This is a genomic window from Flagellimonas sp. (assembly GCF_965215805.1).
Classification (GTDB): domain Bacteria; phylum Bacteroidota; class Bacteroidia; order Flavobacteriales; family Flavobacteriaceae; genus Flagellimonas.
Genome location: NZ_OZ244124.1, coordinates 1,464,834 through 1,478,257, shown reverse-complemented (window position 1 = coordinate 1,478,257; position 13,424 = coordinate 1,464,834). Strand labels below are relative to the sequence as shown.

5 protein-coding genes are annotated in these 13,424 nt (G+C 40.0%); 2 read left to right on the top strand and 3 right to left on the bottom strand.

Annotated elements, in window-relative coordinates; all coding sequences use genetic code 11:
- Positions 1 to 131 precede the first annotated feature (131 nt).
- Positions 132 to 1,316: a site-specific integrase gene (locus ACOOE0_RS06705; RefSeq protein WP_420401697.1), complete on the top strand. Its 1,185-nt coding sequence runs from the start codon at positions 132 to 134 to the stop codon at positions 1,314 to 1,316.
- Between the two features lie 112 nt (positions 1,317 to 1,428).
- On the opposite strand, the gene ACOOE0_RS06700 is transcribed toward ACOOE0_RS06705, so the two are convergent.
- The 3 genes from ACOOE0_RS06700 to ACOOE0_RS06690 all read right to left on the bottom strand — a co-directional run bounded on the left by ACOOE0_RS06700 (position 1,429) and on the right by ACOOE0_RS06690 (position 11,676).
- Positions 1,429 to 4,050 carry a S41 family peptidase gene (locus ACOOE0_RS06700; RefSeq protein WP_420401696.1) on the bottom strand — a complete coding sequence of 874 codons (2,622 nt, stop codon included), beginning with the start codon at positions 4,048 to 4,050 and terminating at the stop codon, positions 1,429 to 1,431.
- Between the two features lie 240 nt (positions 4,051 to 4,290).
- Positions 4,291 to 6,657, bottom strand: a complete 2,367-nt coding sequence (locus tag ACOOE0_RS06695) for an ABC transporter permease (RefSeq protein ID WP_420401695.1) — start codon at positions 6,655 to 6,657, stop codon at positions 4,291 to 4,293.
- A 621-nt stretch (positions 6,658 to 7,278) separates the two neighbouring features.
- Complete coding sequence (locus ACOOE0_RS06690) at positions 7,279 to 11,676, bottom strand: BspA family leucine-rich repeat surface protein (protein ID WP_420401694.1); 4,398 nt, start codon at positions 11,674 to 11,676, stop codon at positions 7,279 to 7,281.
- 619 nt (positions 11,677 to 12,295) lie between these two features.
- Between ACOOE0_RS06690 and ACOOE0_RS06685 the strand changes: the two genes are divergently transcribed.
- Entirely contained in the window at positions 12,296 to 13,423 is a 1,128-nt protein-coding gene (locus ACOOE0_RS06685; RefSeq protein WP_420401693.1) for a family 10 glycosylhydrolase, read from the top strand.
- Position 13,424 lies beyond the last annotated feature (1 nt).

Here is a 13,424-nt window from a genome sequence, read left to right as displayed (position 1 = left end):
AATGCTTTAATAATTTTTGTTATTAAACAAAGTCAATTGAAACCAACTTTTTGCGTGCAAATTGCGTGCAAATTTTTTTATAACTTATGTTCATGAACACGAGTATAAAACTAAGTTTGGACACCCGAAGAATGACCCAAAATGGATGTTTTCCCATCATTTTGAGGCTGACCCATTTTAGAAAAACTACTTCAATCAAAACAGGTTATTATGTCCCAGAAGAGTATTGGGATCATCAACGATGTAAAATCAAAAGAAATTTCCCGGATGTTGATTCTGTTCATCTAATGAACACCCTTATATTAAAAAAACAAATCAAGGCTCAAGAGGTAATCAATAAGTTGGCAGATAACGACCAATTGGATGGGCTTACGGCAAAAGACGTTGCTGATAAAATTGTCAACAGGAAACGTTTAAACTCCTTCTATGAATTTGGTCTTAAAAAAGCTGAGGAACTTAAAAAAGAAAAACGAATCGGAACATCCAGAAATTACACTGGAATAATTGGCAGACTAAAGGTATTTACAAAAAATAGGGATTTAAAATTCAATGAGCTCAACCTTGAATTCTTAAGACGGTTTGAAAGACATCATTTATCTAAGCCAGGAAATACTATTAATGGAATTGCATCTTATATGAGAACAATAAAGGCCATCTACAATAAAGGAATCAAGGAAGGCATGGTGGATGAATCCTTGTATCCTTTTAAATACTACACCATAAAAACGAAACCAACCCAAAAAAGAGCTATAAAACTGGAAAGCATTAAAAAAATACTTGAGATGGAAACCGAGATTGGTTCTAACCATTTCCACTATCGCAATTATTTTATACTTTCTTATCTGATGCTGGGTATGTCCTTTATTGATATGGCATTTCTAAAAAGAGATAATATTATTGATGGCCGTGTCAAATTTCAAAGACGAAAAACAGGAAAACGATATGATATAATTATAACGAATCAGATTGAACCAATCATTGATTATTATCTAGGCAATCCTAATCCCTCTGGTTTTTTATTGCCTATAATCTATCGAGACACTTTGGAATTACAGTACAAAGATGCCCAATGGGAGCTTAGACGTTACAACATTGGTTTGAAAGAGATTGCAAGAAAATGTGGGATTGAAGAACGTTTGACCTCTTATGTTTCAAGACATAGTTTTGCAACTCATGCTATGTTCAAAAAAGTTCCTTTGGAAGCTATATCTGCAATGATGGGCCATAATAAACTCAGTACTACCCAAATTTACCTTAAGTCCTTACCAAGCAACATACTTGATAACTATCAGTTAGAATTGAACTCATTGTGTTGATTATAAATCTTACTTCTAAAGAACGGTCAGCACATACAAAAAATAACATCTAATTTTTTTAAGCCCCATAAAACGTTCGTTTAATTGACCTCTTTATCTTTAATCGAAGAGTTCATTTATTGCTTGAACCTTTCTCAATCAGGTCCAATACAATTTCCAATTCCTTGTTCCTGTTTACGATAATATCCTTGGGCGTATATATCACTTTATACTCAGGAGTAACCCCTCTTCCATTCTCTTCTGTGTAAATGGCATTGACAATTTTGAACAAAGGTATTTTTACCCTGATACCGGTATTAGGCAAGGTCAAGATCAATTCCCCGTTACTTGTGTTTCCAATGGCCGTACCACCAGTCTCTTCGCCTATAAAAACCCCTCTTTTGTTTTGTCTGGCCACACCTGCAAGGTCGGCCGCGGCAGAGAAAGTGTTTCCGTTTATAAGAAAAAACACCTTTCCAAGAAATGTAGGAGAATTATTCTTATGTATTCCTAATGTAGGATGTGTTTTATTTAGAATGAACCGTCCAAGCGAGTCCTTTTGTACTATTCTTTTCATTTGCTCATTTAGTGAACTGTCCTGATCGGTATGCGAAAGAAAAGAGTAAGTGTCCTTGGCACATTCTAGATATTTATGATATTCAAAAGAGGTTTCTGTTAAAAACGAATACAGGTAAAGTGCATAGTCATCCCTTCCACCACCATTATCCCTCAAATCAATGATTAGATTTTCAATATCATTTTCATTAATTTTTGTAAAAGAGTTTTTGACCCATTGTTTAAAGTCATCATCCTGATTATCGGTAAAGCGTCTTATCTTGATAATGGCAGTTTCCTTATTGATTGTGGTATATCGGTTTGATTGATCATGCCTTTCTTTTTTAGCGTGGTATTTTGACCATGAAATACCGGGAAGGTCCAAATCCACAAGGGTGCCATTTGGTCTTTTTATTTCCAAGGCAAAATGGTCCTTTTGACCATAGTAGATGCTGTACAAACTGGAAAAACTTTGTCCGAATGTTTTATCCTTAAAGGTTTGGATGTATCCATCGGAGGATAAGTTTTCATCCAATTTTTTTTTGATGGACAATATCGTTTCGCCATTAACAGAAAGTATTTGGTCCCCCTTTCTTAATGTGTCGTAGGAAATATGGTCCTCCAACACATACAGCTTTCCATCTGTAAATGTGGTGTGAACAGGAAAATAAAACTCACGGTTGGCGTAAAACTTATAATGGTCTTCGGACAGTAAGCTTTGGGTATGTCCACAATTTATTCGCGCCACCAAGGGTGTCAACAGCCTGTAAAATTCGACTTCGGTGAGAGGTTTGGAAATACTTTGATAAACGGTGTCAAAGTACCTTGAGAAATTGGATTCTCTGGTATAACGATATAGCGACGGATGGGCCTCGGTCAAACTTCTTTGGAATAAAAGGAAATCCTCTTTGAGTACCTTTGGCCTGTATTTTTTTTCAGGATCATATATCTCGTATTTTGCCTTACTTGTGAGAAACTGTTCATGTAAATCCTGTTTTTCTTCCAGCTCCTTACTTACGTCCTTGAACAATTGTGTGTTCGAAATCGGATAATTTTCCCAAAACCTTTCATTGTACGGAATGTCCATTCCGTAAATGTCCTTGTCCCAAACAATAGGTTCTTTTTCCGACTTTTCCAAAGAAACACTGTGGATGTTCAATTCTTCGTTGCGTTCAAATTTTGTGATCATCTCATCACTTTTAGAATCCACAACAGTGCCCTTCAGCTTCCATAGGAAGTAATTTAAATAGAGCTTTCCATCAATTTCCTTGTATTTTAAGATCAATTGGTCCTTGGTAATGTTTGTTGTGGCGTTTGGTGCCTTGGCCCAATTGGGGCGGCCGATACTGTAGGTCCTGTCCACCCTCAAAATCGCCAGATCGTCTACCCTTACATAAAAGGTGGCATCATAGTTGGGCCATGTATAGACCGGGTTTTTTGTGGCAGAAATAACATATACTTCCTCATCGTCCAATAGGGCATATTTTTCAAGCTTGTAGAAAAACCCTTTCTCAAATCCGTTCGAATGTGTGGCCCTTGTCGGTCTTTTGATCAGATCGGGCTTTAAGAGCTCGTCAACATTTCGCGCATTGAGCCTGTCGATTTTCCATTTGAACGTACGGAAATCCCTGCTTTGGCGTAAGGCAAGGTAATCTACGACTCTACTATTTTTTTTCAGGTAGTCTGGATCATAGATATCCACGGCTGCTTCAAGGAGCCGTACGTAAGCGCCATCCTCTTGGTCGGTGATCCGGTAGATTCCCGAAAGTTTATGGGGAGAAACCATATAATTATTTTTCCTTGCCCTCATTGCCCTTTTGACAATATCAACTGCAGGAATCGCCTCTACCGTAACTTCATCAAGGGACATGACGTCCACTTCCATAAAAAACGTTTGGGATGGACGGTTTATGACTTCCTTGACCGATAGCTTTAAAAGTTTATATCCAATGGCCGAGAATACCAGCGTGTCGGACAAATTTTGTCGGCTTATTTGAATGCTGAAATTGCCCCCGCCATTGGAGGAAGTGCCCGCATTGGATTTTTGAAAGTAGATGTTTACATAGGGTATTTCTGCCCTTGTCAGGGAATCCCTTGTTTTGCCCTCGATAATCACCTTATCCCCGATCGATTGGCCCGCCATATTCCCATAAAGCCCGATAACAAGGACAAGTGAAGAAAGAATAAGTTTTTGATTCATGATGTTCTTTTTACCCGTAACATGATAAACACCTAGAAGGATTGGCCATGTACTTGATAAGATAGCCATGAAATTTAATGATCTACCCCAAGACACTGATATAAGTTCATGTTAAATTAAATCCGAAGTCGTTTATTAGTCGCGTATTTTGTTTAAAACCGCTGCCCACCCGGAACCCAAAAGTTTATTGCCAACTTTTTTGACTTAAGGTTTAACAGCCATCGAAGGGATTTTAGGTCATCATTCATCACGTAATGCTTTGACCGGATCCATATTCGCTGCTTTGATGGCCTGAAGGCTTACTGTAAGCAACGCAACAAAAATCGCCCCTAATCCCGCCATTACAAAGTAGCTTGAATGCAGATCTGTCCGGTAAGCAAATCGGGCAAGCCAATCCTTGGCGAGCAAAAAGGAAATAGGCAGACCTATGCATATGGACACAAGGACCAGTTTTACAAATTCGGATGAGATTAAAACGGCAATGGATGCGCTGCTCTGTCCAAGGGTCTTTCTGATACCTATTTCCCTTCTTCTTCTTGACGTCGTAAAAGTGGTCAATCCAAAGAGTCCCAGACAAGAGATCAAAATGGCCAGTCCTGCAAAGTATTTGGAGAGAATTGACACCCTGTGTTCAGACATGTACTGAGCTTTGTAATTGTCGCTCAAGAACTTAAAATCAAGAGAAAATCCGGGATTAAAAGAAGTGTAAAGATCTTGGAGATCGGCAAGGACCCGCTGTTCTTTTTGCCGTTCGATCTTCACCATAACATTATTGGTCCATGAAGGGGCAAATCTTAACAAGGTGGGCTTAATGGGCTCATGCATCGATTCAAAATTAAAATTCTCGACTACCCCGATTATTTTCATGTTCCCGCCCCAAAACCTTATTGTTTTCCCGATAGGGTCCTCTATGCCCATGTGCTCGATGGCTTCCTCATTGAATATTATCGATTCGGAATCAGATTCAATATCGTTTGAAAAGAACCTTCCTTCTTTTAGTTCCATATCAAGGGTTTCCATCATGTCCGCATTGACCGCGATGTTCTCAAACTGGGTCTTGTTGTCATTATCCTTGCCTTCCCAATACAGATCATAAGTACCCATGTTGTGTCCTTTCAAATCATGCCCTATACTCGATGCGTTCAAGACCCCCGGCAATCTTTTGACCTCCGAAAGAAAGGTGGAAAGACTTTCATCGGAAGAAAGCTTTCCCTCCCTACCGAACCAAATAATGTTCTCAGAATCGTACCCGAGATCTTTGGATTGGATAAAATCTATCTGCTTATATACTACCAGAACGGACAATATCAATATGGTCGAAATTGCGAACTGGAAGATGACCAGTCCTCTTCTGATCCATGACCCGCCAGAGGAATTGTTAGATATGCCCTTGATTCCAGAAGATGGAGAGATTTTGGACAAATATAGGGCTGGGTATATCCCGGATAAAAGGGTGGTCAAAATAGAAAAGCCAAACAAAACACACAGCAGTGGCCAATTCAATTCGATGATCAGTTGTTTTCCCGTTATCCTGTTAAATTCTGGGAGAAACATGGAAACCAGTAGAAATGCGGTAATTGATGCTATTACGATAACACCGGCCGACTCCAAAAAGAATTGCAGGCTCAGAGCCTTTCTACCGGAGCCCATCACTTTCTTGATGCCTATCTCCTTGAACCTTATTGACGAATTAGCGGTTGTCAGATTGATAAAATTAATGCAGGCAATGACCATAATTAATACTGCAATAATGGAAAAAAGCTTCACGTAGTCCATTCTCCCGCCAGACTGTACGCCGTTTATATATTTACCCAATAGATAGTTATCTGAATATTTTTTGATAAATGGCACTCGGTGGAGGATGGTACCATTTGATTTGTCCTTGATATAGCCCGAAAGCTTTTCATTGAGCGCATCTATGTTAGCTTTGTCCCTTAAAAGAATGTATGTGTAGGTAATCGAGTTCTGCCATTCCAAAACCCACGGGTTTTTGTTCTTGAACCACTCATAGCTCAGCAAAAAATCGAACTGTTCCGTAGAATTTGCAGGTAGGTTTTCAAATATTCCAGAGATGGTAAACTCTTCCTCTCTCTGAAATTCAATGCTCTTCCCGACTATACCTTCGATGGTACCAAACATTTTTCGCGCTACATCTGTGGAAATTACAATTGAGTTCTTGTCATTTAGCACCAAGTCCTTAGACCCTTCGACCAACCTGTAGGAGAATATTTGGAAGTAGTCCTTTCCAACATATTGGCCAACGGCTTTTAAGGCTGATCTATCCGTCGATAGTGTCACATCGTTGGGCATTTTTTTTGATGTCGTTGCATATTCTATTTCTGGAATTTCCTTCAACATGGATGCTGCCATCGGTCCAGAGGAATATCCAGAGGTGATGATGGAATTTCCTTGCTGGACATTTTCCATTACTTGATAGATGCGGTCATCGTTCTCGTGAAACTTATCCACCTTTAATTCGTCAAGTACCCAAAGAGAGATTAAGAGAACACATGTCAAAGACGACGAAAGTCCAACTAGGTTTATCGAGTAGGTTTTCTTATGTTTTTTGATATTCCTAAAAAATATGGTAAAATAGTGTTTGAACATTGGACCAGTTTTAGTGCCAAGCCAAAAGCAAATTCCGCACCATATTTATATTTGACTAAAAATGAGATACTTACAAATAATTTATTTTAATTAGTGGCCTGAACATGTCTAAAATTTTTACAAGGAATGTATAATTCGTTGACAATAAGTCTAACATGTTAAATCCCCTTGACTAGAAAAGGTCTTATATAAAGAACATTTTTTGGGACCGACAAGATCGGCGGTTAAACTTAGGGTTATTCGGGTTATTCACGCTCAAATTCATTTATCGGTCACCCATTAATCGTCCCAGTGTTATATCTACATAATAATCGACTATTGAAATCTGAAAAACTAGCCCAAATTTTCCTATTTTGGGGTATTAAAACCGTACACGATACCGTACACGTTTTTGGACAAAATTGGCGGAAAAAGACCAGGTTTTGTGCCCCATTGGGGAGCTCATAACCCGAAGGTCACAGGTTCGAGTCCTGTTCCCGCTACTAGGAAAGTCATGATCTGTTGAAGGTTGTGACTTTTTTTATGGACCAAAACAGACAGGAGAAGCGTAAAGGTTTACCAAAAAAAAAGTCCTTCAATCTATCTGTGATCGAAGGACTTCTATTTTAAGTTGGTTTTGGGTTAATTTCCAATAACCATTTGCTTACGAAATTGCTTCCCTTTGGCATCTTCCATAATAATAAAGTAAGTGCCACTTGGTAGTTCATTCACATTCATTGAATAATTCACTTTCATTTTTTGATCCGCTACCTTATGAACTTTAACTAGGCGGCCTGTCATGTCAAACACCTTAATGTCTATTAGTTCAACAGCCTCATCAAAAGTTGTGGTTACCTGTGTTGTTGCCGGATTCGGATATAATTTAATCTCAAAAGGACTCCTACTTTTAGGGGTATTACTTTCTGCATTATCTCCAATCCGCGCAGTTAAGTTTGTTGAAAAACCAGATACTGCTATATTATCGATATAGTAATTTTCAGGTGAACCACTGACTTTTGACTCTACAATAATCTGAATGGTACTGCCCGAAAGATTCTCTGCTGTGATGGTTTGTGGGTCTATATCGTCTGAAACCGAACCAAACATTACCGGTGTTCCACCATCCAATACATAATAGGCCCGAAGGTAGTCGGCCCGCTCTTTCTTCTGGTCCGAATCGTCAACGTCCATGGAAATTGATACTGCACCACTTATTGAAATCACTTCAGAAGTCCAGGTGCCTGGGCCAGAACTCGAACCATTTGTGCGGAACCTGCCATTTAGGACTTCGAATACCCCATTATCGCGTGTGGAGTTCCAAGCCGTTGAGCCATTGTCCACTGTTGCACCATTTACGAGGTCCTCGAAATCCTCTAGCCATATGGTTCCGCCTGAGGGAATGGTGCTGTAGGTGGCGGTAATCTCTGCATTAGCAGAGGGCATTGTTAAAGTTGTAGTTGCACTGTTGATATCAGAGACAGCTCCAATATCCCCGGTCCATGCCTCGAACTGCTGGCCCGAAGGAGCAGCATCCGCCACAATGTTGACTACCTCACCTGCCTCATAGGTACCATCACCACTTCCACTGTTCACAGTTAGCGTATAGGAAGACCCACTGGTAGGTTCTCCTAGGACCACAACGTTATCTATATAATAATTCTCAGGGGAACCACTGACCTCGGACTCTACAACAATCTGTAAAGTACTACCTGTAAGATTGTCAACGGTGAAGGTCTGTGGTTCTATGTCGTCAGAAACAAAACCAAATTCCACGGGGGTTCCACCGTCCAATATGTAAAGGGCTCGAAGGTAATCCGCCCGCTCTTTCTTTTGATCGGAATCGTCGACATCCAATGAGACCGACACGGTACCACTTATCGGAATAATCTCCGAAGTCCAAGTACCTGGGCCTGAGCCCGAACCATTGACCCGGAACCTGCCATCAAAGACCTCGAACACTCCTCCATCCCGTATAGCACTCCAAGCCGTGGAACCGTTGTCAACTGCTGTACCATTGGAAAGTTCATTGAAATCCTCAAGCCATAATGGAGCTACTACCATTACTTGTGCGTCACAGCTGGCTGTATTCCCATTGGCATCGGTCACGGTCAAGGTAACGGTATTTTCACCTATATTCTCGGATGTAAAATTGGAAGAACTTATCGATAGACCCTCAATACCACAGTTATCATTGGAACCATTATCAATATCAGCGGCCGTTATCGTGGCAAACCCTTCACCGTTAAGCTGTACGGTAATGTCCTGACAAATGGCAATTGGCAGTTCTGTGTCCGCACCACCGTCATTGATGACCCAACCATACGCATCGATGATACCTTGGCGGGCATCTGCCGCCTCACAATACTGATTTTGGAGGGCGTCCAATTGGACTCCGTTCTGGAGCGTTGGCAATTGACTCCAACCCATTAAAATCTTATCATAATTTTCATCTGAAAAACTAGAGTTGTTGAACATGTATTTCATACTATTCGTCATAGAGATGTTCCAAGAAGAAATATCTTGATTGAAGACTGAGGCCTGGAACAACGCATCCATATTTTGTACATTGGCTACGTTCCAATTGCTAATATCCTGGTTGAAAACACTATTGAAACTAAACATAAAACTCAAATCAACCACACTACTAATATCCCAATCATTTAGATCCTGATCAAACGAGTTGGCATAAGAGAACATATTGCTCATATTTTCAACCTGCCCAACATTCCAGTTGCCAATAGGTTGGTTAAAAGCAGTAGCCCCATAAAACATGCCTAACATGTTTTTTACATTTGACACATCCCAACTCGATATATCTTGATTAAATGAGGCACATGTAACAAATAGGTTGACCATATTGGTTACATTACTTACATCCCAACCGGATAAATCTTCATTGAAATTAGAACATACATAGAATGTTTGGGTAAGATCCGTAATGGTGGAAACATCCCAATTACGGAGTGAATTTTCTCCGGTCATGCTGGAACAATAGCTGAAAGTTCCAAACAAAGAATTGACATTTGTCAAATCAGGGACATCAGTTGCTACAACTTCCAAATTGGAACAACCAGCAAATGAGGCTAACATGGATTGCCATTGAATATCGCCCCATTGATTTATTTCAATGAGTTTGGTGGCATCACTATTTGCCTCATTACCAGGATAACTATTGAATCGGATATGTCCAAAAACCCCTGAAATGGCGACAGTATAGGTACCAGGGTTTTCATATGTATGACTTATATCCCCTGCAACATTAAAATCAAAATTGCCGTCACCCCAGTCTACAGTATAGTCATAATCAAATCCAGGAGCTGTAGGAATGGAAATGGTATGGTTGTCTGACACACCTTGATTAGTTGTGGTCCAAGTAGTAACAAATGGTTGTGGGCAAACTTCTGCCTCACCGGCATCATTTATCGTCCAACCATACGCATCAATAATATTCTGGCGAACTTCCCGTGAAAGACAGTATTGATTTTGAGGAGCATCCAATTGAACATTACCTTGTAAAGAAGGTAATTGGTTCCAGCCAATAAGCGTTTTGTCATAATTTTCGTTAGAGAGGCCAGCGTCTATGAACATCTCGGCCATGCTCTGCACTTTTGTCACATCCCAATTGCCAAGGTCTTTGTCAAAACTCGGTGTTGATCTAAACAATCTAGACATGTCAATTACATTTGACACATTCCAGCCACCAATTTCTTGATTAAAGGATTCTGCCGCCGCGAGCATAAAACTCATATTTGTTACCTTGCCGACATCCCAATTACTTATGTCTTGGTTGAAAGTGCGGGCAGCTTGAAACATAGAGCGCATATCCGTAACGTTGGATACATCCCAGTCACCAATATCTTGATTAAAGGATTCTGCCCCCGAGAGCATAAAACCCATATTTGTTACCTTGCTGACATCCCAATTACCAATGTATTGGTTGAAAGTGTGGGCAAGTTGAAACATAGCGCGCATATCCGTAACGTTCGATACATCCCAGTCGCCAATATCTTGATTGAATAAACTTGCTCCGCTAAACATGGAACTCATGTTAACCGCATTTTCTACGTTCCATTCTCCAATATATTGATTAAACAATCTTGCGTAACTGAACATAAGCCTCATATCTTGAACCTTGTCCACCTGCCATTCGCCAACGTTTCCATTAAAACTGGTTGCCTCACTGAACATAAATGACATATCCACTACATTGGAAACATCCCAGTTGTTCAAATCTTTGTCAAAGGCTACAGCATCTTGAAACATTGCTTTCATGGATTGTACATTGCCCACATTCCATTGATTTAGTTCCTCGTTAAAACTAGTCGCGCCATTGAACATGAACGACATATCAACAACGTTCGAAACATCCCAGCCATTAAGATTCTGGTTAAAGGAAGACGCAAATTCAAACATAGAGGAGACATCTCTAGCACTAGCCATGTTCCAATTTCCAATATCTTGATTGAAGGAAGAGGCTCCATAAAACATAAACTCCATTACTATAACATTGCTCACATCCCAATTGTTGAAACTTTCATTTCCAACCAAAGATTTGCAGCCATTAAACATACTCTTCAAGCTTGTAACATTCGATAAATCTGGGACATCCGTTGCAACCACATCAAGATTTTCGCAACCGGCAAATGCAAATGAGCCACTTCCCATAAATGGCCATTCAATATCTCCCCACTGATTAACTTCAATTATTTTGTTCCTGTCCCCAGCATTGAAATTAAAGTATATCCTAGGGAAATCTCCAGTAATGGAAACACTGTATACCCCTGGTTCACTATAGTTATGTGTAATGCTAGTCCTAACTCCCGTGCTAAATGTTCCATCTCCCCAGTCTACATTATAATTATAATTATGAGGAGAATCACCAGGATTGACCGGTATAGTAATTTGGTTATCATTGGAGAATCCAGGGTTGTCCGTTTTCCATGTGGTGATAAAGGGTCGCTGAGTCTCATCTGTTTGTGCAACTATTGTATTAGCTGCCAGTAGAACAAAGAATAAAGAGAGTAAAGTAATTTTTTTCAATTGTTAAATGATTTCAGGGGTTAATGATTAGGAAAATATCGGTTTAGGCAAAAACCAAGCAATCCAAGTTGGTTTTGGATAACTAGATCTTTGGAATTAGTACATGTGATTGAAACTCTTTTGCAAGATGTTTTTAATGCAAAAGGGGTGAAAAAATTCTTATGCATGGACCAAAAAGGGTCCATGAAAAAAGAAACGATCTGGGACGGTTTCATTTTGGTTAACTGGTCGCTTATTCGTATTTGATGACCTAGCTAAGCTATCAAGTTTAAGGTAGTTAAGATTGGGGTTCTTTCGATGAAAATAAACAATGCATCACAACAACTAACCTATCCATTTTTAAATTGGGTGAAGTGCTAGTTAATTTCGTTCAACTACGAGGATGACCAAATTGAGCGGAAAATTTGAAAATCACCTACATAAATTGTAGTAGGGTCTTACAACTAAAAAGTCAATAGATCAGGTCCTGTTACCTATACTGGAAAGGCCAAGTAAATGCTCGGCTTTTTTGTTGCCAAAAACAAGGTGTTGGCAGTTCTTCCAATGGCATTCATATAAAAAAATGGGAGCTAAAATCGAAAAGAACTATTTTCCGCCCCATTATCAAAAACCAATTTCAATGAAGATTATTTCCAGCTTAATTTTTACCGTTTTGTTCATCTCTTGTCTAGCGGTTGAAGCCCAAAATGTGGATAACGGTTTCTCTGACCAAACATTTTACTTTACTGCCTGGGGCGATGTCAACAAAGGTGCTAACAATGGCAAGGCCAGCGAAGAGGAACAAAGAGCAAGGCTAAAAAGATTGGCAGATGCCGGTATAACGGATTTGCTTCCCAATGCCAGTACAGAACGATTAAAAGAACTGATTCCTTTGGCCAAGGAATATGGTATTCGAGTACATGCTTGGTTATGGATGATGAATATTGGTGGCCTGGAAGAGGCGCAAAAGCACCCCGAATGGTATTCGGTAAATGCACTGGGACAGAATTGTAGGGATTATGACCCCTATGTGAGCTACTATAACTTCTTAAGCCCCTTTTCTGAAGGCGCTCGGGAATTCATTAAAAGTAGGGTAAAACAAAAAGCTGAGATACCTGGAATAGCCTCCGTGCATTTCGACTACATTCGCTATGTGGACGTGATTCTAGGCGCGGACCTTCAAAAAAAATACAAGCATAAAGGTGGCCCATTGGTACAAGACCGCATTCTTGATGAATATGATTTTGGATATCATCCCAATGCCCGTAAAAAGTACAAGGAGATCTTTGGCATTGACCCAATGGAACTTGAGGACCGAAAAGAGAACCCGGCTTGGCAACAGTTCCGTATGAATGCCATAACCTCATTGGTCAACGAATGCGTGGATCTGTGCCATGAAAAGGGGGTAGCAACTTCGGCTGCGGTTTTCCCCTTCCCACAGTTGGCACGGGAATATGTGCGTCAAGATTGGGGACATTGGAACTTGGATACCTTTTTCCCAATGGCTTATAAAAAAGACCATCAAGGAAACGTGGGTTGGGTTGGATTTACCACTCAAGAGGGTGTTCGTGATTTGGAGGAAGGACAAGATTTGATCACTGGAATTCTAACAGGTCATTATGGAGATAACTATGATGACTTTGAAAATGCCATAATCAAAGCCCATGATAACGGCGCAAAGGGCATTTCATTTTTCACGGCAGGTTCTTTGGATGACAGACATATTGCTATTATTAAAAAATACCACAAAAAATACAATGGCAAATAAG

Coding starts and splice junctions, on each gene's coding strand:
- ACOOE0_RS06705 (WP_420401697.1), top strand. CDS start 132: ATGACCCAAAATGGATGTTTTCCCATCATTTTGAGGCTGACCCATTTT.
- ACOOE0_RS06700 (WP_420401696.1), bottom strand. CDS start 4,050: ATGAATCAAAAACTTATTCTTTCTTCACTTGTCCTTGTTATCGGGCTT.
- ACOOE0_RS06695 (WP_420401695.1), bottom strand. CDS start 6,657: ATGTTCAAACACTATTTTACCATATTTTTTAGGAATATCAAAAAACAT.
- ACOOE0_RS06685 (WP_420401693.1), top strand. CDS start 12,296: ATGAAGATTATTTCCAGCTTAATTTTTACCGTTTTGTTCATCTCTTGT.